Origin of the sequence: Streptomyces sp. NPDC016562, from assembly GCF_043076955.1 — a bacterium.
GTDB lineage: Bacteria > Actinomycetota > Actinomycetes > Streptomycetales > Streptomycetaceae > Streptomyces.
This window is the reverse complement of sequence record NZ_JBIBRZ010000002.1, coordinates 577369-601061: the sequence shown is the minus strand read 5'-3', so window position 1 is coordinate 601061 and position 23693 is coordinate 577369. Positions and strand designations below refer to the sequence as shown.

Genomic DNA, 23693 nt, shown 5'->3' with positions numbered 1-23693 from the left:
GAAGCAGCGCGCCCCGGGGGTGTCGGCCCCCGGGGCGCGGGTGCGGGTGCGGGGCCGGGGGCTACGCCCCGGCCCCGCGCCTCACACGTCGGCGCGGCTGGACTAGCCGCCCAGTTCCTGGTGGCGGGCGGCGTGCGCGGCGGCGCCGGCCTGCGTCAGGGAGCCGAACAGGCGCAGGCGGGAGAAGCCGCCGTCCGGGAAGATGTCGATGCGCACGTGCGTACCGACCGCCGGGGTGTCCAGGACGAAGCGGTGGTTCGTGTCGGGCTGCAGGCGGGTGCGCGGCAGGAACTCCGTCCACTCCCCGTCCTCGCCCGTCTTGACGGACAGGGAGGCCCAGCCCGCGGAGTTGCCCTTGAGGTAGGCGGTGTCGATCTCGACGGCGCGGATCTCGGACTCGGCGACGAGCTGGTAGCGGATCCAGTCGTTGCCGTTGTCACGGCGGCGCGCGGTCTCCCAGCCGTCGTCCATCTTGCGGGAGCGGCCCGGGTTGATGGTGTTGGTCGGCGGGGAGTAGAAGCGGTTGGACGCGTCCTCGACCGAGCCGCCGTTCTCCAGCGCCACGACGTCGAAGGTGCCGAGCGCGGCGAGCCACTTCGGGTCCGCGACGACCTCGCCGTAGACGCGCAGGCGGGCGATGCCGCCGTCCGGGTGCTGGTTGACGCGCAGGTGCGTGAAGCGCTGCTCGGCGTTCACCTCGAAGCCGTTGGCGGCGTGGCCGCCGACCGGGGTGCGCGGGACGAGGGTCGTCCACTTGACGTCGTCGCCGAGGAGCTCCTCGGGCGTGGGCGCGCCCTCGACCGAGGTGCCCTCGACGGATACGGCCTGCGGCATGTTGCCGCGGAAGTGGGCGGTGTCGACGACGATGCCGCGGATCACGCCGGGGGCGCCGAGGCGGACCAGGGCGTAGTCGTGGTCCTCGGCGGTGGGCCAGGGCTCGGTGGCCGAGACGCCGCGGCGGCGGCGGGTCTCCCAGCCGTCCATGACCTTGCCCTTGTGCCCGAAGTGCTCGGGGTCGAAGTGCGCGGCCTCGGCGATCAGCAGGTTCTCGCGCTCGGCGAAGAACTCGTCGTTGGCGAAGGTGACACCGGCGCCCAGCTCACGGGCGGCGAGGTTCGCGTACTGGGTGAACGGGAAGTCCGCGGTGCGGTAGTCCGCGTACGGGTCGCCGCCTCCGTACGGGTTCGCGTTACCGGTGAAAGAGGGAATCGCCACTGTCAGTTCTGCCTTTCGAGGAGGAGGCCCGTGGGCTCGGTCGGGGTGCCGTGGTCGGCGATCTTCGTACCGCGCAGCCAGGTGGACTTCACGACGCCGTGCAGGGTCTTGCCCGCGTACGCCGTGACCCGGTTGCGGTGGTGGAGCTCGGCCGGGTCCACAGTGAACGTTTCTTCGGGGGCGAGCACGGCGAAGTCGGCGTCGCGGCCGGCCTCGATCGCGCCCTTCTGCGCCAGGCCCGCGAGGGCCGCCGGGGCGGCGGACATCCAGCGGACGACGTCCTCCAGGGTCCGGCCGCGACGGCGCGCCTCGGTCCAGATGGCGGGCAGGCCCAGCTGGAGGGAGGAGATGCCGCCCCAGGCGGTGGAGAAGTCGCTGGTCTTCAGGTCCGCGGTGGAGGGCGAGTGGTCGGAGACGATGCAGTCGATGGTGCCGTCCGCGAGCGCGTCCCACAGGAGGTCCTGGTTGGCGGCCTCGCGGATGGGCGGGCAGCACTTGAACTCGCTCGCGCCGTCCGGCACTTCCTCGGCCGTGAGGGTGAGGTAGTGCGGGCAGGACTCGACCGTGATCCGGACGCCCTCGGCCTTGGCGGCGGCGATCAGCGGCAGCGCGTCGGAGGACGACAGGTGCAGGACGTGGACGCGGGCGTTCAACCGCCGGGCCTGGGCGATCAGATTGCCGATCGCGGTGTTCTCGGCGTCGCGCGGCCGCGAGGCGAGGAAGTCGGCGTACTTGGGGCCCGGGACGACGGGGGCCGCGTCGAGGTGGTGGGGGTCCTCGGCGTGCACGATCATCAGCCCGCCGAAGCCGGTGATCTCGGCGAGGGAGGTGGCCAGCTGCTCCTGGTCCAGCTCGGGGAACTCCTCGACGCCGGAGGGCGACAGGAAGCACTTGAAGCCGTAGACGCCGGCGTCGTGCAGCGGGCGCAGGTCCTTGACGTTGTCCGGCAGGGCGCCGCCCCAGAAGCCGACGTCCACGTGCGCCTTGGCGCGGGCGACCTCCTGCTTGACGCGCAGGTTGTCCGTCGTGGTGGTCGGCGGCAGGGAGTTCAGCGGCATGTCGAGGATCGTGGTGATGCCTCCGGCCGCCGCGGCGCGGGTGGCCGTCCAGAAGCCCTCCCACTCGGTGCGGCCCGGGTCGTTCACGTGGACGTGGGTGTCGACCAGGCCGGGGAGCAGGACGTCGTCGCCGAAGTCCTCCAGTCGGGCTCCGGCCGGTACCTCGGCCTCGTACGCCAGCACGGCCGTGATCTTCCCGCCGGCGACGGCCACCGAAGCGGCACGCGTCCCCTCGGGGGTGATGACGCGCGTCGAGCGCAGTACCAGTTCCACAGCCACGTCGGACACCGGAACCTCCCCATCTACTTCCACAGAGCGAAATTCAACGTTCTGTTGAGGGAGTCTTCACGGCGATCCGGGAGCAGTCAAGAGCGCCCGGACGGACCGCTGACCCTTCTGGATCCCAGTTGGATGTTTCCACAGGATGGAATTATGATTTCGCCATACAGAATGTAGCTACCACCACCGCGAACGGGGAAGGTAACTTCCCGAGGACGTCCGCCACCCGGACAAACCACCTCTGACCGGCGGTGACGGGCCCGACCCCAGCACTAGGGCCGCCGTCGGCCGCCGGGTAGGCTGCTCCCTTGCCTGCCAGCACCGAAAGGACCGCGCCGTGCCGACGTCCAGCGCCAGCACCACCGACGCTTCCTCAAAGACCCCTGCCGCCAGCGGTGGCGTCCAGTCCCTTGAGCGCGCCTTCGATCTGCTCGAACGCATGGCGGACGCCGGGGGCGAGGTCGGCCTCAGCGAGCTCTCCGCCGCCAGCGGTCTGCCCCTGCCCACGATCCACCGCCTGATGCGCACGCTGGTGGCGTGCGGTTACGTACGCCAGCAGCCCAACCGACGGTACTCCCTCGGCCCCCGCCTGATCCGCCTCGGCGAGTCCGCGTCGCGCCTGCTGGGTACCTGGGCCCGCCCCTACCTGGCCCGCCTCGTCGAGGAGACCGGCGAGACGGCGAACATGGCCCTGCTCGACGGGGACGAGATCGTCTACGTCGCCCAGGTGCCCTCCAAGCACTCGATGCGCATGTTCACCGAGGTCGGCCGCCGGGTGCTGCCGCACTCCACCGGTGTCGGCAAGGCGCTCCTCGCCCACACCCCCGCCGACGAGGTGCGCGCCCTCCTCGCCCGCACCGGGATGCCGGCGGCGACCGAGAAGACCATCACCACGCCCGAGGGCTTCCTCGACGCGCTGGAGCAGGTCCGCAAGTCGGGCTACGCGGTCGACGACAACGAGCAGGAGATAGGAGTCCGCTGCCTCGCCGTCTCGGTGCCGAACTCGCCGACCGCCGCCGCGATCTCCATTTCCGGCCCGGCGGGCCGCGTGACCGAGGCCGTGGCCGAGTCCTTCGTCCCGATCCTCCAGGGCGTGGCCGCCGAGCTGTCGGTGGCCCTGTCCAACCAGACCCCGGCGTAGGCCCCGCCCGGCGCGGACGTACGAAGGCCCCGGCGCCCCTCGGTGAGGGGTGCACGGGGCCTTTCCGTACGCGGGCCCGCGGTACGCGCCTGCCGTACGCCGATGCGGGGAGGCGGTCAGACCGCCCGGGCGGGCTCCGGGCCGGGCGTCAGGCAGCCGTCGGTCATCGTCGCCGTCCGGTCCATCCGCTCCAGGTGCGCGCGGTCGTGCGTGACCAGCACCGTGGCGGTGGAACGCTCGCGGGTGAGGGCTACCAGCAGGTCGAGCACCGCCGCGCCCCGCTCGTGGTCCAGGGCGCTGGTCGGCTCGTCGACCAGCAGTACGGCGGGCTCGTTCATCAGGGCGCGGGCGATGTTGATCCGCTGGCGCTGCCCGCCGGAGAGCTGGTGGGGCCGCTTGTCGGCCTTGTCGGCCAGGCCCACCGCGTCCAGCAGCTCCAGCGCCCGCGGGCGCAGCTGCCGTGCGGGGCGCCCGGACAGGTGCCCCATGACCTGGAGCTGTTCGGCGGCGGTCAGCGAGGCCACCAGGTTCGGCTGCTGGAAGACGATGCCGATCCTCTCCCGGCGCAGCGCCGACTTCTCGGCGGCGGTGAGGTGCGTGGTGTCCCGGCCCGCCACGACGACCCGCCCCGCGTCCGGGGTGACGAGGGTGGCGGCGACCGCGAGCAGGCTGGACTTGCCGGATCCCGACGGTCCGACCACCGCCGTCAGCGTGCCCGCGGGCACCTCCAGGCGGACCGCCTCGAGGGCGGTGAGCCGGCTCTCGCCGTCGGGGTAGGTGAGCGTCACGTCGTCCACGAGCAGGGTCATCGGGCGCTCCCCAGAGCGGTCAGCGGGTCTACGGCGGTGATCCGCCGGATGGACAGGGCGGCGCCCAGCGCGCCGAGCACGATCATGATCGCGGCGGGCACCAGCACGGTGGCGGCGTCCAGGACGAAGGGCACGTCCCCGCCGCCGATCAGCGCGCCGAAGCCGGCGGCGAGGGCGGTGCCCAGCCCGGTGCCGAGCGCGAGCATGACCACGGCCTGGCCGAGGGCGTCCTTGAGCAGGTACGGGGTGGAGGCACCCAGTGCCTTGAGTACGGCGACGTCCCCGCTGCGCTGGATCGTCCAGACGGTGAAGAAGGCGCCCGTCACCAGCGCCGAGATGGCGAAGAGGAAGCCGCGCATCAGCTGGAGCGAGCCGTTCTCGGCCTGGTAGGAGCCGATGGCGCCCAGCGCCTCGTCGACGGTGCGGACCGCGGTCCCCGCGGCGCGGTCCGCGGCGGCGAGGTCGACGCCGCTCCCCGAGACGGCGACGACGGTGGCGAGGGTGTCGAGGGAGGTGCCCGGGTTCCCGATGCGCTGCCAGTCGTTGAGGTCCATCCACACGACCGGGGTGTGGCTGTAGGCGGCGGTCCCGGAGACGGCGGCCACCGTCAGTTCGAGCGGGCCGATCTTCAGCGCGGCGCCGACGGTGAGGCCGCCGAGCTCCTTCGCGGCCTTCTCCGCGAGGACCACCCGGCCCGGGGCGAGGCCGGTCCCCTTCGGGGCGAGCGGGCCGGCCGCATCCACGCCGAAGACCGAGACGGCGGCGGTGCGCTCACCCGATACGGCGTTGGTGGTGCGGATCCCGAGCGGCTCGGCGGACGTCACCCCCGGCTCCTTGCGCCACGCCTGCCAGGCCCGCTCAGTCACCTGCGAGCGGGCGAAGGAGACCTCCTGGTCCCCGGCGGGCGCGGCGAAGGCCAGGTGCGTGGCGGGCAGGCCGGTGACGGCCGAGACGTTCTCCCGGGCCAGGCCGGAGGTGAGCCCGGACAGCAGGCCGACCAGCAGCGTGATCAGCACGACGACCGAGCCCATGAGGGCGAAGCGCCCCTTGGCGAACCGTAGATCTCTCCATGCGACGAACATGTCCCCCACCTTGGTCTTCGGCGTGGACACAGGGCATCGCGCCACAGGAGCGATCCTGGTATCGAAGGGCGCACCGGGACATCAAACTTTTGGTTGACCGGGGCCGGTCCGCACCGACTTACGCTGGTCAGGCCATGACTGCACCGGACCCCCGCCCCCCTCGCGCCCCCCGCGCCCTCACCCCCGTGTCGAAAGTGCTGCGGCTGTGCCTGCACGCGCTGTTCCTCGCGCTGCTCGCGCTCGCCGCCGGGCGGGCCGTCGCCGGCTCCGCGCCCCGCTCCGGCTGGGTGGTGGCGCTGTGCGCGGTGCTGGCCGCCGCGTACCTGGGCGGCGTACGGGTCCCCGCGGTGCACAGCTCCCCGCGCGCCGGGGCGCTGTGGCTGGCCGGGCTCGGGGCGCTGTGGGCGGCGCTGCTGGCGCTCTCCCCCGACGGCCTGTGGCTCGCCTTCCCGTTGTACTTCCTGGAGCTGCACCTGCTGCGGCTGCGCTGGGGGGTCGCGGCCGTCGCGGTGACGGCCTGCGCCGCCATCGCCGGCTACCTCGGGCACAACGGCCCCGCGCACGGCGGCGCGGTGAACCCCGGCGCCTTCCTGGGGCCGCTGCTGGGCGGGGCGGTGGCGGTGGCGACCGTACTGGGCTACCAGGCGCTGTACCGCGAGAGCGAACGGCGCCGCGAGCTGATCGAGGAGCTCATCGCGACGCGGGCCGAGCTGGCCGCCGCCGAGCGCAGCGCCGGGATCCTGGCCGAGCGCGAGCGCCTGGCCCGGGAGATCCACGACACCCTCGCCCAGGGGCTGTCCTCCATCCAGCTGCTCCTGCGGGCCGCGGAGCGCGCCCTCGGCGAGCCGGAGCCCGCCCCGGGCCCGGCGCTGGAGCACATCGCCCGCGCCCGGGAGGCCGCGCAGGAGAACCTGGCCGAGGCGCGTCGCTTCGTACGGGCCCTCACCCCGCCGGACCTGGAGCACGGCTCCCTCGCGGCGGCACTGGAGCGGCTGTGCGCGGCGGCGCCGTGGCCCCGGGTCCGGTTCTCGCTGAGCGGCAGCCCGAGGGTGCTGCCGACGCCCTACGAGGTGGCCCTGCTGCGGATCGCGCAGTCGGCGCTGGCCAATGTGGTGCGCCATGCGCGGGCCGGGCGCGCCGAGATCACCCTGACCTTCATGGACGCGTCGGTCACGCTGGACGTCGTGGACGACGGGCAGGGCTTCGACCTCTCCGCGGCGGCGTCCGGCTCGGGCGAGGGCTCGGGCGACGGCGGCTTCGGGCTGCCCGCGATGCGCTCGCGCGCCGAGACGCTGGGGGGGCTGTTCACCGTGGAGTCCGACCCCGGCCAGGGCACCGCCGTGGCCGTCACCCTGCCGTTGCCGCTGGAACCCGTGGAGGCGCCGTGACCATCCGTCTGCTGCTCGCCGACGACCACCCGGTGGTCCGGGCGGGGCTGCGCGCGGTCCTGGACACCGAGGCTGACTTCGCGGTGGTGGCGGAGGCCGCGACCGCCGAGCGGGCCGTGGAGCTGGCGGCGCAGCAGTCCGTGGACGTGGTCCTGATGGACCTCCAGTTCGGGCCCGGCATGCACGGCTCCGCGGCGACGGCCCTGATCACGGCCCGCCCGGACGCGCCCCGGGTGCTGGTGCTGACCACGTACGACACGGACGCGGACATCCTGGCCGCGGTGGAGGCGGGCGCCTCGGGCTACCTGCTCAAGGACGCCCCGCCGGAGGAGCTGGCGGCAGCCGTACGGACGGCCGCGGCGGGTCAGTCGGCGCTGGCCCCGGCGGTGGCGCTGCGGCTGATGGACCGGATGCGGACCCCGGCGGAGGCGCTGACGAAGCGGGAGCTGGAGGTGCTGCAACTGGTCGCCGACGGCCTGTCGAACCAGCAGATCTCCAAGAGGCTCTTCCTCAGCCAGGCCACGGTCAAGTCGCACCTGGTGCACGTGTACGCGAAGCTGGGCGTGGACTCCCGTACGGCGGCGGTCGCGGCCGCGGCGACCCGCCGGCTCATCCGCACGCCGTAGCGGACGTCGGGGGCGGGCCGGAAGTCCTCCGGTGAGGAGCCGGACGGCCCCTTCGGCGTCCCCGCGGGCGTGGGCGGCGGGCGGCCGGGCAGGCGCACTCTCGCAGTCCCGTACCGACGGAAGGAAGGGATCGTGGCACACGCCTCCTGACCGCGTCCTCGCCCCCCCCCTGCGCACGGGCGTGCCCGCCGCGTGAGCGCGGCGGCGGCGCCGGTGCCAGCTACCCAGCCGGTGGTGCCCCATGAGCCCCTTCGTCCCCCAGGACCCCGACACGCTGAAGCAGCTCCTCGCCCGCGAGGTGAAGGCCTTGCGGGAGGCCGCCCGCCACGACGCAGGGGTCCGGCTCGACGAAGGCCCCGCCCCGGGGTCCGGGGCGGAGCCGGCCGGCGCGGCCGGGGAGTCCTGCCGGTGCGGTGCGGCCGGGCCCGGGCACGGCTGCGGTGACGAGGGCGGCGAGCACGACCCGTGGGCGTGCGTCTGTGCGACGCTGCCCGCCATCCCGCTGTCGGCCGCGCTGTTCACGCCCGAACAGGACGAGGCCGGCCGGACGGTCGACTTCACGGTCACGGCCGGCAACCACGTCCGCGCCGCCGAGTGGCTGGAGGCTCCCGACCGCCAGATCGGCCGGCGGCTGCTGGAGGTCCAGCCCGGCGCCGCGGTCGGCGGGCTCGTCGAGGCCCTGGACTCCGTACTGCGCACCGGTCGCGCCCTGAAGTCGTACGCCTTGGACTACACGGAGCAGCGCAGCGACGGTCTGCACCGCACGAAGCTCCTGTACGACGCGGCGGCCTGCGGCGGGAAGGTGCTGGCGACCTGGCGGGCGGCCCACAACCGCATGGAACTGCTCTCGCTCGACGCGCAGTACATCGCGTCCATGGGCTGGGGCACCTGGGACCTGCTGTCCGGTGAGGTCACCTGGTCGGAGGGGCTGTCGTCGATCTTCCGCAACGATCCGTCCCGGCCGCTGTCGCTCGCCGACCTGTGCGACACGGTGCTCCTGGAGGACGTGCCGCGCTTCGGGAAGTTCCTGCTGGCGCTGGTCGACGGAGAGGAGCCGCCCGGGGCGGAGATCCGCTTCAGCGTCCTCGGGGAGGTGCGCACCCTCCAGCTGGTGGGGCATCCGGTCATCGCGACCGACGGGGTTCCCTGGTCGGTGCACATCATCGCGCGCGATCTGACGTCCCAGGTACGCAGTCGCCAGCGGCTCGCCGCGACGCGCAGGCAGTCCGACTGGCTGCGGGAGCAGGCCGCCGCCGAGCGGCGCGTGGCCTCCGCCCTGCGCGAGGCGCTGCTCCCGACGCACTCCGCGGAACTGGCGCAGGCGGGCCTGTCCGTGGCGGCCGCCTATCTGCCGGTGGAAGCGGACTCGGCGGTGGGCGGCGACTGGTACAAGTGCCGCGTGCTGCCGGACGGCCGGATCCTGCTCGCCATCGGCGACGCCTGCGGCCACGGGCTGCGGGCGGTCGCCCGGATGGCGCAGCAGCGGCACGCCCTGGCGGGTCTCGCCCACGCCCCGGGGACGCACGCGGGCCAGCTGACCACCTGGCTCAACGAGCTCCTGTGCGCCGACCCGGCCGCCGAGACCGCGACGGGGATCATCGGGCACATCGACCGGGACCGGCGGTTCCGATGGGCGTGCGCCGGCCATCCGGCGCCGCTGCTGCTGCGTGACGGAGCGGCCTCGGCCCTGGACACGGCGCACCGGGGGCCCCTCTTCGGACTCCTGCCCGGGCACGAGTACGGGACCGCGACCGTGGAGCTCCGCCCCGGAGACCTCCTGCTGCTCTACACGGACGGCATGGTCGAGCGCCGGGGCGAGGACATCACGGACGGCATCGAGCACCTGGCCAAGGTGCTGGCGGGCTGCGGCGGGCTCGGCCCGCAGGACACCCTCGACCGCATCATGGAGGCTTACACGCCCGAGGAGAACGAGGACGACACCTGTCTGCTCGCCCTGAGCGTCGGCTGACACGCAGGTCGGCGCAGTGGCCGCGGGGCATCGGGCGGACGGACGGACGGACGAACGGCCGGGAGTCAGGCCACCCAGTGCGGCCGCTGCACCGCCGGGGTCAGCGGGACGCCGTCGTGGAACGCCTGCGCGAGGAGCCGTACGCCCTCGTCCAGGCGGTCGGCGGGCAGCGAGTACGGGATCCGCAGGCGGTGCTCGAAGGTGCCCGGGTCCACGCCGAAGCGGGCCCCCCGGCCGATGTGCACTCCGGCGGCGGCGGCCCGCTCGCCCAGCGCGGAGCTGACCGGCTCGCCCAGGTCGACCCAGAGCGAGAGCCCGCCCGGCGGCAGCTGCCAGGACCATTCCGGGGTGTACCGCTGGAGGGCCCGCACCAGGGCCTCGCGCTGGATCCGCAGCTGCGCGAGGCGGGCGGGCAGGGTCCGTTCCAGGCCGTCCATCAGGGGGAGCGCGACCAGCTGGTCGAGGACGGAGCCGGTCATGTCGGCGGCGACCCGTACGCCGGTCAGCTCCGTGATCATCTTCTCGGTGGCCCGGACCCAGCCCACCCGCAGGCCGCCCCAGTGGGTCTTGCTGAGCGAGCCGATGGTGATCACGTGGTCCGCGCCGCCGCGCGGCGCGAGCGAGGCCAGGGGCGCGGCCGCGGGGACGTCCAGGGCGATGTCGGCGATCGTCTCGTCGACCACCAGCCAGGTCCCGGTGGCCCGGGTGGCCGCCAGCAGCCGCAGCCGCTGCTCCGGGGGCATCAGCGCGCCCGTCGGGTTGTGGAAGTCGGGGATCACGTACGCCAGCCGGGGCACCAGCTGGCGCAGCGTGGACTCGGCTATCTCCATGTCCCAGCCGGCGTCCGAGACGGCGATGGACCCGGTGCGCAGCCCCGCGTGGCGCAGGGCGTCGAGGGCGTTGGCGTAGGTCGGGTTCTCGGTGACGACCCGGTCCCCCGCCCGGCACAGGAGTCCGACGACCAGCGCGAAGGCCTGCTGGGCTCCGGCCGTGACCAGGATCTGCTCGGGGCGGGTGGGCAGCCCGCGCCGGGTGAACCGCTCGGCGATCGCCGTCCGCAGCTCGGGCATCCCGAAGGGGTGGTAGCCCGGCGAGCGGGCGAGGCCCGGCAGCCGGGGGGCGGCCCAGGCGAGGGCTTCGGCGAGGCTGCCGTCGGGTGCGCCCATGGCGGCGATGGCGAGGTCGATGCCGGTGTCCCCGTCGGCGCTGTAGCCGCCCGCCCCGACGAGCGCGTGCGCCCCGACCGGGCGGTGGCCGTCGGGGAGCTCGGTCCAGGTGCCGGAGCCGCGCCGGCTGCGGACGTAGCCGCTCTCGCGCAGCAGGTCGTAGGCGCCGGTGACGGTGGCCCGGCTGGCACCGACCGCCTCGGCCAGCTCGCGTTCGGCGGGCAGCCGTACGTGCAGGGCGACGCGGCCGTCGAGGATCAGCGTGCGCACGGCGTCGGCGAGCGCCCGGTAGCCGGGGCGGGCCAGCACCTCGGCGGGGAGCAGGGCGGCGAGCTGGCGGCTGCCGATGGTTCTGTCCGCTGTGTGGACCACTCGCCCGTTTGCCATGCCAACCTCCCCTGATTGGCTCTGACGGCCAGGCCAATCGAGGACCAGACTCGCTGTATTGGCCCCCGACTGGCAAGGAGAAGCCGCCATGTTGACCGACCGTGACGAACGCGCCCTGGCGAGCGCCGCCGAGAACCGGATCTCCCGGCCGCTGCGGATCGGGGCCGCCCTGGCCTCCGTACGGCGCACTTTGGCACGGCGCTCCCCGCAGGGCGTGCAGGAGCGAGAATCGGTGGCATGCCAGCCCACGACGACGCCCTCCACGCCCTCCCCGCCCACACCGATCCGCCCGTGATCGCGGGCCTGCTCCTGGCGGCCGGCGGTGGCCGGCGGCTCGGCGGGCGGCCCAAGGCCCTGCTCCCCTACCGCGGCCGCCCGCTGGTCGAGAACGCCGTACGGGTGCTGCGCGAAGCGGGCTGCGGCCCGGTCCACGTGGTGCTCGGCGCCGGTGCACACGAGGTCCGCGAGCGCGCGGACCTGACCGGCTGCGTGCTCGTGGACAACCCGGACTGGACGCAGGGCATGGGCTCCTCCCTGCGCGTCGGTCTGACCTCCCTGGCCGGTACGGGCGCCAGCGCGGCCCTGGTCTCGCTGGTGGACCAGCCGGGCATCGGCCCGGCGGCCGTCGCCCGGGTCCGGGAGGCGTACCGGTCCCCCGCGAGCCTGGTGGCGGCGGCGTACGACGGGGAGCGCGGCCACCCCGTGCTGTTCGGCGCGGACCGCTGGGCCGACATCGCGGCGACGGCCACGGGTGACAAGGGGGCGCGCGTGCACCTCGCACGACACGCCGGAGAGCTCATGCTGGTGGAGTGCTCGGACGTCGCGGAGGCCTTCGACATCGACACGCCGCCCGACCTGGCGCGTCTGCTCTGAGCACGGCGTGACGACAGTGGCACTGAGGGCCACCGACGGGCGGAATGTGTCGACCAAGAGAATCTCGACATCAACAAACCATTGAACTTCCACCATGAGGAAATTACTATCCACTGGTCAGAAGCGCCCTGAACCCACAGACGGCGCCCGCGACCGTATCCCGGAACTCTCCACACCCGACGGCACTGCGTGCCGTCTCGCGCGAGCATTCCCCCGCGGCCGCCAGGCACCGCCGCTGAAGGAGTGACAGATATGTCCGCACCAGCGCCGTCCCCGCTGGCCATCGTCGACGCCGAGCCCCTGCCCCGGCAGGACGAAGTCCTCACCGAAGCGGCTCTCGCCTTCGTGGCCGAGCTCCACCGGCGGTTCGCCCCCCGCCGCGCCGAGCTCCTCGCCCGCCGCGCCGAGCGCCGTGCCGAGATCGCCCGGACCTCCACCCTCGACTTCCTCCCGGAGACCGCACAGGTCCGCGAGGGCGACTGGAAGGTGGCGCCGGCCCCGGCCGCGCTGAACGACCGCCGTGTGGAGATCACCGGTCCGACGGACCGCAAGATGACCATCAACGCCCTGAACTCGGGCGCCAAGGTCTGGCTCGCCGACTTCGAGGACGCCTCCGCTCCCACCTGGGAGAACGTCGTCCTCGGCCAGCTCAACCTGATCGACGCCTACGAGCGGCGCATCGACTTCACCGACGCCCGCACCGGCAAGTCGTACGCCCTCAAGGCCGCCGACGAGCTCGCGACCGTGGTCATGCGCCCGCGCGGCTGGCACCTGGAGGAGCGCCACCTGCGCTTCGAGGGCGGCCCGGCCTCCGGCTCGCTCGTGGACTTCGGGCTGTACTTCTTCCACAACGCGAAGCGCCTGATCGACCTCGGCAAGGGCCCGTACTTCTACCTGCCGAAGACGGAGTCGCACCTGGAGGCGCGCCTCTGGAACGACATCTTCGTCTTCGCGCAGGACTACGTCGGCATCCCGCAGGGAACCGTGCGCGCGACCGTCCTCATCGAGACGATCACCGCCGCGTACGAGATGGAGGAGATCCTCTACGAGCTGCGCGACCACGCGGCCGGTCTGAACGCGGGCCGCTGGGACTACCTCTTCTCCATCGTCAAGAACTTCCGTGACGGCGGCGAGAAGTTCGTCCTGCCGGACCGCAACGCGGTGACGATGACCGCCCCGTTCATGCGGGCGTACACCGAGCTGCTGGTGCGCACCTGCCACAAGCGCGGCGCGCACGCCATCGGCGGCATGGCGGCCTTCATCCCCTCCCGCAAGGACGCCGAGGCCAACAAGGTCGCGTTCGAGAAGGTCAAGGCCGACAAGGACCGCGAGGCGGGCGACGGCTTCGACGGCTCCTGGGTCGCCCACCCCGACCTGGTCCCGATCGCCATGGCCTCCTTCGACGCGGTGCTCGGCGACAAGCCGAACCAGAAGGACCGCCTGCGCGAGGACGTCTCGGTGGCCCCGGGCGAGCTCATCGCAATCGACTCCCTGGACGCGAAGCCGACGTACGAGGGCCTGCGCAACGCGGTCCAGGTCGGCATCCGCTACATCGAGGCCTGGCTGCGCGGCCTCGGCGCCGTCGGCATCTTCGGCCTGATGGAGGACGCGGCCACGGCCGAGATCTCGCGCTCGCAGATCTGGCAGTGGATCAACGCCGGCGTCACCTTCGAGCACGAGGGCGAGCACGTGCTCGCCACGGCGGAGCTCACCCGCGCGATCGCCGCCGAGGAACTCGCCGCCATCCGCGCCGAGGTCGGCGAGGAGGCCTTCGCGGCCGGCAAGTGGCAGCAGGCCCACGACCTCCTCCTTCAGGTCTCCCTCGACGCGGACTACGCGGACTTCCTCACCCTCCCCGCATACGACCAACTGGTCGGCTGAGAACGGGTTTCGGCTGAAACGCACAGCAGTCGAAACCACCGGCTCCGCCCCCGTCGCCCTACGGCGCGGGGGCGGAGCCGTTTGCGTTGCGGAAGGTGAACAGCCGAACGACCGGTCGGTTGTTACTTGTTCGTAACTTACCTGTACCTAGCGGTAACAAGCAGCCGCGTGTCACCTTTCCGGTGCCACCGGCCGGCGGTACCCCCACTTCCCAGCCACGCGACCCAGTCGTCGGCGACGCACTCGTCGCCGCCTTCGGCGTGGCCGAACGCAGGAGTTCCGCAGTGATCGGATTCCGCAAGGTCAGCAAGGACCGGGGCCGCAGTCGAATGCGACGGCTGGCCGGTGCCGGGATGGTCCTCCCGCTCGCCGTCAGCGCTCTGCTGGCCGGCGGGGCCGGCACCTCCGCGGCCAGTCCGGGCACCGGCCCGACCGCCGTGGTGTCCATGGGCGACAGCTACATCTCCGGCGAGGCCGGCCGTTGGAAGGGCAACAGTCTGACCAACACCGGCAGTCGCAACGGGACCGACCGTGCCTGGACCGGCAGCACCTACGACCCCGCGAAGGTATACGGGACCACCGCGGGCGGATGTCACCGCTCCGACTCCGCCGAGGTGCGCAGCGCGGGCGCCATCGCCGACGTCGCGGTGAACCTCGCCTGTTCCGGGGCCGTTTCCGACAACGTGTTCCGCTCCTCCAACGGCGGCGTCGCCTTCAAGGGCGAGGCCCCGCAGGCCGATCAGCTCGCCGCGGTCGCCGCGAGCCACAACGTCAAGGTCATCGCGCTGTCCATCGGCGGGAACGACCTGGGCTTCGCCGACATCATCAAGGAGTGCGCGCTCGACTTCACCCTCTGGTACTCCTACTGCTACGACGACCAGCAGTACGCCGTGGACCAGAAGATCGACGGCGTCATGGCCAAGGTCGGCAAGTCCGTCGACGAGATCCGCGCCGTGATGCGGGGCGCCGGGTACGCCGACTCCGCCTACCGGATCGTGCTCCAGTCCTACCCGTCGCCGATCCCGCGCGGCACGGAGAACCGGTACACCCAGAGCGACTGGAGCCGCCTCAACACCGGCGGATGCCCCTTCTGGAACCGGGACTCGGACTGGGCGCGGGACTCGCTGGTGCCGCAGATGGCGAGCCGTATCAAGGGCGTCGCCGAGGCCAAGGGCGTGCAGTTCCTGGACCTGCGGGACATGCTCCAGGGCCGCGAGGTGTGCGCCAAGGCGAGCAGGCAGGTGACGTCCACGGTCCCGGCGTCGTCGAAGACGAGCGAGTGGGCGCGCTGGATCGACAACAACGAGACGCAGGGCCTGATCCAGGAGTCCATGCACCCGAACCACTACGGCCAGCTGGCCGCCGGGCGCTGCCTCTCCCTGGTCGTCGCCCAGCCCGCGACCTCCGGTTTCAGCTGCAAGAACACCGCCGGGGCGGACGAGAGCGGGATGTACCTGACGCCCGCGTCGTAGGCGGGCACGCCTGACGGCGACAGGCACGCGTACGGCGGTGCGCACGCCACACCCGCAGTGGGTGGCGTGCGCACCGCCGTACGGCATCCGGTCCGGGGACCGGGGCGGGGCGGGGGCGGCGCGGCGGCCGGTCAGTGCACCAGCGCCGGGTCCGGGACCGCCGGCGAGGCCGCTCCCTTCTTCGCCCCGAGGTGGTTGAAGCCCAGGTTCAGCAGGATGGCCACGACGCAGCCGGTGCTGATCCCGGAGTCGAGGACGACCAGGAGGTCCTTCGGGAAGGCGTGGTAGAAGTCCGGCGCGGCGATCGGGATCAGGCCGATGCCCACGGAGGCGGCGACGATCAGGGCGTTCTCGCCCCTCTCCATGGCCGCGCCGGCCAGGGTCTGGATGCCGCTGGCGGCGACCGATCCGAAGAGGACGATGCCGGCGCCGCCGAGGACGGGCAGCGGGACCACGCCGATGACGGAGGCCGCCATCGGGCACAGGCCGAGCAGGATCAGGATGCCGCCGCCCGCGGCGACCACGAACCGGCTGCGCACCTTGGTCATGGCGACCAGCCCGATGTTCTGGGCGAACGCGCTGCACATGAATCCGTTGAACAGCGGGCTGATGGCGCTGCCGAGGGTGTCGGCGCGCAGGCCCCCCGCGATGGTCCTGGCGTCCGCCGGGCGGCCGACGATCTTCCCCAGCGCCAGGATGTCGGCGGTGGACTCGGTCATGCAGACGAGCATGACGATGCACATCGAGACGATCGCGGCGACCTGGAACTGCGGCAGGCCCAGGCTGAAGGGGGTCGGGAAGCCGACGACGGACGCGTTCTTGACGGCGTCGAAGCTGGTCATGCCGAGCGGGAGGGCGATGAGCGTGCCCGCGATCAGGCCGAGCAGGATGGATATCTGCTGGAGGAAGCCGCGCAGGAACTTGCGCATCAGCAGGACGATGACGAGGGTGACGGCGGCCATGCCGATGTTCTTCATCGAGCCGTAGTCGGTGGCGGTGCGGTTCCCGCCCTGCGACCAGTTGAAGGCGACGGGCAGGAGCGAGACGCCGATCAGGGTGATGACCGTGCCCGTGACGACCGGCGGGAAGAAGCGGACGAGCTTGCCGAAGTAGGGGGCGGCGAAGAAGCCGACGATTCCGGCGACGATGATCGCGCCGAAGATGATGGGCAGGGCGTCCTCCCCCTCCCCCTTCCCGATCGCGATCATCGGGGTGACCCCGGCGAAGGAAACGCCGTTGACGAAGGGGAGTTTGGCGCCGATCTTCCAGAAACCGAGGGTCTGGAGGAGGGTGGCGAGGCCGGCGGTGAAGAGCGAGGCGCCCATCAGGAAGGCGGTCTCGGTGGCGGAGAGTCCGACGGCCGGGCCGACGATCATGGGCGGGGCCACGACACCCGCGTACATGGCGGCCACGTGCTGCAAGCCGCTCGTGAACATCTTCAGCGGGGGCAGGATCTCGTCGACCGGGTGTTTCTCCCCGGAGACCTGCGGTACTGCGACTGCGTCTTTGCGAAACCTGGGCGCCTGGGCCACGGCTTCCTCCGGTCGGGTAACACGTCGGCAGGGACGTGGGTGTCTTGGAGGTGGTGCGAAAGCGGAGCGAGTCGAGCGGTATGGAGTTGTGGGTGGTGCCCGTACTTGTCCCAAGGGGTGCAGAAACGATTCGCCCAAACCGTTCCGCGTCTGTTCGCGCGCAGGGCGGAGCCCATGGCGTCGGTCACCGCCCCCGGGGGCGCCTTCGGATGTCCTCGGGCGCTTCCCGGGAACGGCTGCCGCGGACCCCGCTCGGGTCCGCGGCCGCCGGCCGGAGGCCGTCCCCCCCGGCCGGACTTCTGGGGGTCCCCCGGCGCAGCCAGGGGGAGATCAGCCCTGCGCGGTGATCCGCGCGAGGCGCTGGGCCTCTTCCCGGGTGGACACGGCGATGGCGTCCTCGTCGGCGAAGAGGAGGCGGTTGTCCTCGACGATCTGCTTGCCGTTGACGAACGACGCGGTCACCGGGGCGGCCGCACCGAAGACCAGCGCGGTGACCGGGTCGGCGATCGAGGAGTGCAGGAAGGTGCTCAGGTTCCACAGGACCAGGTCGGCGCACTTGCCGACCTCCAGGGAGCCGATGTTGTCGGCGCGGCCGAGGACCTGGGCGCCACCGTACGTACCCAGGCGCAGGGCCTGGCGCGCGTTCAGGGCGCGCTCGCGGTGGACCGTGTTGAGGCGGTTGATCAGCAGCGCGTTGCGCAGCTCGGTGTGCAGCTCACCGGACTCGTTGGAGGCGGTGCCGTCCACGCCGAGGCCGACCGGGACGCCGGCGGCGAGCATGTCCGGTACGCGGGCGATGCCGGCGGCCAGACGGGCGTTGGAGGACGGGCAGTGCGCGACACCGGTCTTGGTACGGGCGAACGCGGCGATGTCGGAGTCGTTCATGTGGACGCTGTGCGCCATCCACACGTCCTCGCCGAGCCAGCCGGTCGACTCGAAGTAGTCGGTCGGGCCCATGCCGAACAGTTCCTTGCAGAACTGCTCTTCCTCGACGGTCTCGGAACCGTGCGTGTGCATGCGCACGCCCAGGCGGCGCGCCAGCTCGGCGCCCTGCTTCAGCAGCTCGGTGGAGACGGAGAAGGGGGAGCAGGGGGCGACGGCGACCTGCGTCATCGCGTCGAAGGAGGCGTCGTGGTACTTCTTCACGGTCGCCTCGGTGTCCGCGAGCGCGCCCTCCAGGGTCTCCACCGCGTGGTCCGGCGGCAGACCGCCGTCCTTCTCGCTGCGGTCCATGGAACCGCGGGCGAGGGTGAAGCGGACGCCCATCTCGGAGGCGGCGCGGATGATCGAGCCGGAGAGGTCGCCGGCGCCCTTGGGGTACACGTAGTGGTGGTCCATGGCGGTGGTGACACCGCCGCGGGCCATCGCGGCCAGGGAACCCTGGGCGGCCGTGTAGGCCATCTGCTCGTCGATGCGCGCCCACGTCGGGTACAGCGCGACGAGCCAGTTGAAGAGGTTGTGGTCGGTGGCCAGGCCGCGCGTGATCCACTGGTAGAAGTGGTGGTGCGTGTTGACCAGGCCGGGGGTCACGAGGTGTCCCGTGCCGTCGATGCGGCGGACCACGTTCTCGAGGTTCTCGGGGGCCTTGCCCGCGCCGATGGACTCGATCCTGTTGCCGGCGACGACCACGTGGCCCGAGGCGTACTCGGTGTCGTTCGCGTCGACGGTCGCAATCGCGCAGTTCTCGATGACGATGCGCTCGAGCGCGCTGTCAGGGGCTGCCGATGCTGCCATGGGACTTCCTCGTGCTTTCAGTGGCGGTGTGGGCACGGCAAGGCCCAGGAGATTTGAGTGCCGGAGCAGGGGCCTCGACAGCTGACAGTACTGCCGCCCCGTGGGGTGCGTCCGGGTGCCGATTCAGGAAGCTGAAGGTGTCGCGCCGTCCCGGGGCCACTGCGGTGCCCCGGGACGCGCGTGCCGCGTTCGGGCGGCGCTCTAGAGGTTGGTCATGTCCACGGGGATACGGGCGTCGACGCCGTCACGCAGGACCGTGGCCTCGATCAGGCCGTACGGACGGTCCGCGGCGAAGTACACCTCGTTGTCGTTCTTGAGGCCGAACGGCTCAAGGTCCACGAGGAAGTGGTGCTTGTTCGGGAGCGAGAAGCGGACCTCGTCGATCTCCGAACGGTGGTTGATGATGCGCGAACCCATCTGGTACAGGGTCTGCTGCAGCGACAGGGAGTAGGTCTCCGCGAAGGCCTGGAGCATGTGCTTCCTGGTCTCGGCGTAGGACTTCTCCCAGTTGGGCATCCGCTGCTCGTCGTCCGACCAGTTGAAGCGCCAGCGGGCCGACACCTGGGTGGCCAGGATACGGTCGTAGGCCTCCTTCAGCGTCGTGTACTTGTCCTTCACGTACCCCCAGAACTCGGAGTTCGTGGAGTTCATGACGACCAGGTCCTTGAGGCCGGAGATGACCTCCCAGTTCTTGCCGTCGTACGTGATCTGGGTGACGCGGGTCTCCATGCCCTGGCGGACGAAGGAGTGCTTGACCTCGTCGGAGCCGATGAACTTGGAGTTGGCGTCCGAGGTGGCGATCCGGTCCCAGGCGTACTCCTCGATCCGGATGCGCGCCTTCTGGATCGGCTCCTGGCTGTTCACGAACCAGCGCGCCAGGTGGATGCCGAACTGCTCGGCGGACTCGATGCCGTGCTCCTTGGCGAACGCGTACACCGTGTTCTTGGTGGTGTCCGTCGGCAGGACGTTGGCGTTGGAGCCGGAGTAGTGGACGTCGTCCATGTCGCCGGAGAGGGCGACCGAGACGTTGAGGTCCTTGATGTGGTGGGTGTCGCCGTCCCGCGTGATCTTGACGACGCGGTTCTCTGCCTTGCCGTACTGGTTCTGGCCCAGAATCGTGGCCATGCTAGCTCCCTCGGTAAACGGAGTAGCCGAACGGGTTGAGCAGCAGCGGTACGTGGTAGTGCTCGCCGGGAGTGACCGCGAACGTGATCGTCACTTCCGGGAAAAACGCACCGCTGTCCCTTACGCGGGGGGCGTCCTGCTGCGCCTCGGCTTGCTGATCGGAACTGTGCTTGTGAAAGAAGTACGTCTCGGTCTCGAAGTCGAGACGCACATGGGTGGTGCCCTCCGGCAGCGCCGGCAGGTCCTTGCAGCGCCCGTCCACATCGGTGGCGGAGCCGCCCAGGGCCGTCCACTCCCCCTCAAGGCCCGCACGGGCCGACAGGGAGATGGCGACGGACTCGGCGGGCTTGCCGATGCTGGTGTCCAGGATGTGCGTGGACACCGACGCGGTGGTCTCCGTGCTCATGCGCGGCTTCACTCTCCTTCGACGAGTCGGGTCAGGCGGATCTTGTTGATCTTGACGAGCTCACCGCGGGCGATCTCCCGCTCCTGCTCCGGCGAGTTGTCGATCCGGACCTTGACCGCGTCCCGCATGAACTCACCGGTCGCACCGGTGGCGCAGATGAGGAAGACGTGGCCGAACTTCTCCTGGTAGGCCAGGTTCAGTTCGAGGAGCTCGTTCTTGAGCTCCTCCGAGGCACCGGCCATACCGCGCTGCTCGCGGGCGGAGGTCGGGTCTCCCGGCTTCGGCCGGCCGATCGGCGCGTGGCCTCCCATGGCCTCGGCCAGGTCGTCCGCGGTGAGCTCCGCCATGGCGGCCTCGTTCGCGGCGAACAGGGCCTCGGCGCTGGTGAAGGGGCGCTGGGCGAGCAGCTTGCTCCCCCACGCCGAACTGGCGCACACCTCGTGCAGCTCGGCCGTGGCCGCGCTGTCGTCCAAGGCGTTGAACCGGGTGAGACCCGGGGTCGGACTCGAAGTCACGGTAGGCCTCCGTGGCCTGTTGTTGCTTTGACGGGCTGCGCATAGCTAACGCCCTCCACCACACGGCGTCAACACTTTGTTGAAACTTCCCGTACACAAAAGCCGCCGCCCGGGTGAATTGGGCGGCGGCTCGTCGCTGTAAGTCAGGAAACGCTCACTCCGGGCTGCGCTTGGCGGATCCCTTCGCGGCGCCGGAGTCCCTGTTCAGGTAGTTGTAGACGGTGAAACGGCTGACACCGAGGGCGCTCGCGACCGTTTCCACCCCGTGCCGCACCGAGAAGGCGCCTCGCGCCTCCAGTATCCGCACGACGTCCTGCTTGGTCTTGCGGTCGAGCTGCGCCAACGGTACGCCGTGGCGGCGCTCCAGGGCCGCAAGGATGTGGTCGAGCGAGTCCGAGAGCTGCGGCAGGCGCACGGCGAGCAGGTCCTGCCCCTCCCAGCTGAGGACGACGTCGTCGGGCTGCGCCAGGGCCGGATCCATCAGCTCCCCGCCCATGGCGTCCACCAGCGGCTTGACCGCGGCGACGAAGGGGTGGTCGCGGGGCTCGGTCATGGGGTGTCCTCCCCGATCACGTTGACCTGGAGCGAGACGCGCGTGGCTCCGGCCTCCAGGGAATCGCGCAGCAGCGCGCGCACCGCGTCCAGTACGCGCTCGGCCTCACCCTCGGCGGTGTTGCCGAACGGGCCGACGTCCACCGCGTCCAGCTGGGCCTTCTGGATGACCTCGCGGGCGGCCACGGCATGGGCAGGAGCCTCTTCGAGATCGAAGGGCTCGGTCGTGAACTCCACTCTCAATCGCACGCGGTCAAGCTACCCGGATGAAAAGCGGCGGCGCGAACGCGCCTCCTCGAGGGGCGGTGGTCGGGCGACGGGCGGACGGGATTTTTCGGGAGTCCGCACTTGACATCGGCGCGGAACCCCATGCAGTCTTCCATCAAGCAGAAACTAACTTCCGCAATACGGAAGGAGCGCACACCCCTCATGGGATACACGGACCAGCGCTTCGATGTGAACCTTTCGATCCTCTTCACGGAACTCCCGCTCCTGGAGCGTCCCGCGGCCGCCGCCGCGGCGGGCTTCACGGCGGTCGAGCTGTGGTGGCCCTGGATCGAGACCCCCACCCCCGCACAGGAGGAGCTCGACGCCCTCAAGAAGGCTCTTGAGGACGCCGGCACCCAGCTGGTGGGACTGAACTTCTACGCCGGCCAGCTGCCGGGCCCGGACCGCGGTGCGGTATCGGTTCCCGGTGAGGAGTCGGAGCGCTTCAACGCCAACATCAACGTGGCCGCCGACTTCGCGGCCTCGGTCGGCTGCAAGGCGCTGAACGCCCTCTACGGCAACCGCGTCGAAGGCGTGGACCCGGCCGTCCAGGACGAGCTCGCGCTGAAGAACCTCGTGGTGGCGGCCCGCGCCGCGGACCGCGTCGGCGCGATCCTCCTGATCGAGACCCTCAACAAGCCCGAGTCGCCGCTCTACCCCCTGGTGAGCGCCCCGGCGGGCATCGAGGTGGTGGACAAGGTCAACGAGGCCACCGGCCTCGGCAACGCCAAGTTCCTCCTCGACCTGTACCACCTGGCGATGAACGATGAGGACCTCTCCGAGGTCATCGAAAAGTACGCCGCCAAGACCGGGCACGTCCAGATCGCGGACAAGCCCGGACGCGGTGCCCCCGGCACCGGCGAGCTGCCCCTGGAGGAGCTGCTCGACCAGCTGAAGAAGGCCGGATACGAGGGCTACGTAGGCCTGGAGTACAAGGCCGCCGACGCTGCCGCGTCCTTCGCATGGCTGCCGGCCGAGGCCCGCGCCGCGAAGTAGGCGGACAAAGTCCAGGCGATCCGCCAGGCACGTCACGAACTTTTCGTACAAAGCATTAAGAGAAGGACCCTCATCATGAGCAACCCCACTGCGCTCCCGAAGATTGCCTGGATCGGTCTCGGCATCATGGGCTCCCCCATGGCCGAGAACCTCCTCAAGGCCGGTTACTCGGTCACCGGTTTCACCCTGGAGCAGGACAAGCTGGACCGCCTGGCCGCCGCCGGCGGCACCGCGGCCGGCTCGATCGCCGAGGCCGTCAAGGACGCCGACGTCATCATCACGATGGTGCCCGCCTCCCCGCAGGTCGAGGCCATCTCCTACGGTGAGAACGGCATCCTGGAGAACGCGAAGTCCGGCGCGCTGATCATCGACATGTCGTCGATCACGCCCCAGACCTCGATCGACCTCGCGAAGAACGCCGCCGAGAAGGGCATCCGCGTCATCGACGCCCCCGTGTCCGGCGGCGAGGCCGGCGCCATCGAGGCCGTCCTGTCGATCATGGTGGGTGGCGAGCAGGCCGACTTCGACGAGGCCCTGCCGGTCCTGGAGGCCCTCGGCAAGACCATCGTGCTCTGCGGTCCGCACGGCTCCGGCCAGACGGTCAAGGCCGCCAACCAGCTCATCGTCGCGGTGAACATCCAGGCGTGCGCCGAGGCCGTGGTCTTCCTGGAGAAGTCCGGCGTGAACCTCCAGGCCGCCCTGGACGTTCTCAACGGTGGGCTGGCCGGTTCCACGGTCCTGACCCGCAAGAAGGACAACTTCCTGAACCGCGACTTCAAGCCCGGTTTCCGGATCGACCTGCACCACAAGGACATGGGCATCGTCACCGACGCCGCCCGCAACGTCGGTGCGGCCCTGCCGGTCGGCGCGGTCGTCGCCCAGCTCGTGGCCTCGCTGCGCGCCCAGGGTGACGGCGGCCTGGACCACTCGGCCCTGCTCCGCGCCGTCGAGCGCCTCTCCGGCGCGCAGGTCTGAGCCCGCGGCCCGCTCGCCGGGCCGCCCCTCCCCCTCACGGGGGCACCCCTCCCCCTCACGGGGGTCTGAGTTTCCGGATGGCGTCGGTGCTGACACCTGTCCTGTCGCGCCCAAGTGCCGACGCCGTCCGGATTACCTCTCCTCAACTTCGTTCAACAAACTGTTGACGTTTAGTTCGTGCCGAAATTAGGCTCCGCATGACGGAAGACGCTTTCCGTCAGCAGTTACCCGTACGGAAGGTCACC

At 71.4% G+C, this 23693-nt stretch carries 22 protein-coding genes; 10 read left to right on the top strand and 12 right to left on the bottom strand.

The genetic code is table 11. The features are described 5' to 3' along the window. Window positions 1–102 precede the first annotated feature (102 nt). Window positions 103–1215: an allantoicase gene (gene alc, locus ACF059_RS10500; RefSeq protein WP_392054247.1), complete on the bottom strand. Its 1113-nt coding sequence runs from the start codon at window positions 1213–1215 to the stop codon at window positions 103–105. A 2-nt stretch (window positions 1216–1217) separates the two neighbouring features. Further along, window positions 1218–2552: an allantoinase AllB gene (gene allB, locus ACF059_RS10495; RefSeq protein ID WP_392056582.1), complete on the bottom strand. Its 1335-nt coding sequence runs from the start codon at window positions 2550–2552 to the stop codon at window positions 1218–1220. Window positions 2553–2889: 337 nt separating this feature from the next. Between allB and ACF059_RS10490 the strand changes: the two genes are divergently transcribed. Then, complete coding sequence (locus ACF059_RS10490) at window positions 2890–3693, top strand: IclR family transcriptional regulator (protein WP_361947551.1); 804 nt, start codon at window positions 2890–2892, stop codon at window positions 3691–3693. Window positions 3694–3809: 116 nt separating this feature from the next. Here ACF059_RS10490 and ACF059_RS10485 read toward each other — a convergent pair whose 3' ends face one another. Together ACF059_RS10485 and ACF059_RS10480 are read right to left on the bottom strand one after the other, a co-directional pair. Further along, window positions 3810–4502 (bottom strand): ABC transporter ATP-binding protein, encoded by a 693-nt coding sequence (locus tag ACF059_RS10485; RefSeq protein WP_392054244.1) that lies wholly within the window; start codon window positions 4500–4502, stop codon window positions 3810–3812. Next, window positions 4499–5584 (bottom strand): ABC transporter permease, encoded by a 1086-nt coding sequence (locus ACF059_RS10480; protein WP_392054241.1) that lies wholly within the window; start codon window positions 5582–5584, stop codon window positions 4499–4501. The genes ACF059_RS10485 and ACF059_RS10480 overlap by 4 nt, the downstream gene beginning before the upstream one ends. 134 nt (window positions 5585–5718) lie before the next feature. Here ACF059_RS10480 and ACF059_RS10475 point away from each other — a divergent pair, with 134 nt between their 5' ends. The 3 genes from ACF059_RS10475 to ACF059_RS10465 all read left to right on the top strand — a co-directional run bounded on the left by ACF059_RS10475 (window position 5719) and on the right by ACF059_RS10465 (window position 9567). Then, a complete protein-coding gene (locus ACF059_RS10475; RefSeq protein ID WP_392054238.1) occupies window positions 5719–6972 on the top strand; it encodes a sensor histidine kinase in 1254 nt (417 codons plus the stop codon). Next, a complete protein-coding gene (locus ACF059_RS10470; protein ID WP_392054235.1) occupies window positions 6969–7598 on the top strand; it encodes a response regulator in 630 nt (209 codons plus the stop codon). Before ACF059_RS10475 ends, ACF059_RS10470 begins: the two co-directional genes overlap by 4 nt. A gap of 241 nt (window positions 7599–7839) precedes the next feature. Continuing rightward, window positions 7840–9567: a PP2C family protein-serine/threonine phosphatase gene (locus ACF059_RS10465; RefSeq protein WP_392054233.1), complete on the top strand. Its 1728-nt coding sequence runs from the start codon at window positions 7840–7842 to the stop codon at window positions 9565–9567. Window positions 9568–9632: 65 nt separating this feature from the next. Here ACF059_RS10465 and ACF059_RS10460 read toward each other — a convergent pair whose 3' ends face one another. Then, complete coding sequence (locus tag ACF059_RS10460) at window positions 9633–11120, bottom strand: PLP-dependent aminotransferase family protein (protein WP_392054231.1); 1488 nt, start codon at window positions 11118–11120, stop codon at window positions 9633–9635. Between the two features lie 88 nt (window positions 11121–11208). Here ACF059_RS10460 and ACF059_RS10455 point away from each other — a divergent pair, with 88 nt between their 5' ends. From ACF059_RS10455 to ACF059_RS10440, 4 genes are all read left to right on the top strand, one after another. Continuing rightward, window positions 11209–11415 carry a hypothetical protein gene (locus ACF059_RS10455; RefSeq protein ID WP_392054229.1) on the top strand — a complete coding sequence of 69 codons (207 nt, stop codon included), beginning with the start codon at window positions 11209–11211 and terminating at the stop codon, window positions 11413–11415. Further along, window positions 11358–11993 carry an NTP transferase domain-containing protein gene (locus ACF059_RS10450; RefSeq protein ID WP_392054226.1) on the top strand — a complete coding sequence of 212 codons (636 nt, stop codon included), beginning with the start codon at window positions 11358–11360 and terminating at the stop codon, window positions 11991–11993. Before ACF059_RS10455 ends, ACF059_RS10450 begins: the two co-directional genes overlap by 58 nt. 252 nt (window positions 11994–12245) lie before the next feature. Then, the gene (aceB, locus tag ACF059_RS10445; protein WP_366864157.1) at window positions 12246–13874 is read left to right on the top strand and encodes a malate synthase A; all 1629 of its coding nucleotides are present in this window, start codon (window positions 12246–12248) and stop codon (window positions 13872–13874) included. Between the two features lie 329 nt (window positions 13875–14203). Continuing rightward, window positions 14204–15346 (top strand): GDSL-type esterase/lipase family protein, encoded by a 1143-nt coding sequence (locus ACF059_RS10440; RefSeq protein ID WP_392056579.1) that lies wholly within the window; start codon window positions 14204–14206, stop codon window positions 15344–15346. 131 nt (window positions 15347–15477) lie between these two features. Here ACF059_RS10440 and ACF059_RS10435 read toward each other — a convergent pair whose 3' ends face one another. From ACF059_RS10435 to ACF059_RS10405, 7 genes are all read right to left on the bottom strand, one after another. Beyond that, window positions 15478–16878 (bottom strand): nucleobase:cation symporter-2 family protein, encoded by a 1401-nt coding sequence (locus tag ACF059_RS10435; RefSeq protein WP_392054223.1) that lies wholly within the window; start codon window positions 16876–16878, stop codon window positions 15478–15480. 330 nt (window positions 16879–17208) lie between these two features. Beyond that, complete coding sequence (locus tag ACF059_RS10430) at window positions 17209–18612, bottom strand: 8-oxoguanine deaminase (protein WP_392054220.1); 1404 nt, start codon at window positions 18610–18612, stop codon at window positions 17209–17211. 201 nt (window positions 18613–18813) lie between these two features. Beyond that, window positions 18814–19737, bottom strand: coding sequence for a factor-independent urate hydroxylase (pucL, locus tag ACF059_RS10425; RefSeq protein ID WP_361947587.1), 924 nt, complete (start codon window positions 19735–19737; stop codon window positions 18814–18816). Window position 19738: 1 nt separating this feature from the next. Further along, window positions 19739–20143 (bottom strand): hydroxyisourate hydrolase, encoded by a 405-nt coding sequence (gene uraH / locus ACF059_RS10420; RefSeq protein WP_392054217.1) that lies wholly within the window; start codon window positions 20141–20143, stop codon window positions 19739–19741. Between the two features lie 8 nt (window positions 20144–20151). Next, on the bottom strand, window positions 20152–20658 hold the full coding sequence (uraD, locus tag ACF059_RS10415; protein ID WP_392054214.1) for a 2-oxo-4-hydroxy-4-carboxy-5-ureidoimidazoline decarboxylase: 507 nt from the start codon (window positions 20656–20658) through the stop codon (window positions 20152–20154). A gap of 154 nt (window positions 20659–20812) precedes the next feature. Further along, entirely contained in the window at window positions 20813–21211 is a 399-nt protein-coding gene (locus ACF059_RS10410) for a helix-turn-helix domain-containing protein (RefSeq protein WP_360900885.1), read from the bottom strand. Continuing rightward, on the bottom strand, window positions 21208–21459 hold the full coding sequence (locus ACF059_RS10405; RefSeq protein WP_360900882.1) for a thiamine-binding protein: 252 nt from the start codon (window positions 21457–21459) through the stop codon (window positions 21208–21210). The genes ACF059_RS10410 and ACF059_RS10405 overlap by 4 nt, the downstream gene beginning before the upstream one ends. A gap of 180 nt (window positions 21460–21639) precedes the next feature. Between ACF059_RS10405 and ACF059_RS10400 the strand changes: the two genes are divergently transcribed. Beyond that, window positions 21640–22473, top strand: coding sequence for a TIM barrel protein (locus ACF059_RS10400; protein WP_361947596.1), 834 nt, complete (start codon window positions 21640–21642; stop codon window positions 22471–22473). A gap of 72 nt (window positions 22474–22545) precedes the next feature. After that, the gene (locus tag ACF059_RS10395; RefSeq protein WP_392056577.1) at window positions 22546–23448 is read left to right on the top strand and encodes a 2-hydroxy-3-oxopropionate reductase; all 903 of its coding nucleotides are present in this window, start codon (window positions 22546–22548) and stop codon (window positions 23446–23448) included. Window positions 23449–23693: the final 245 nt, after the last annotated feature.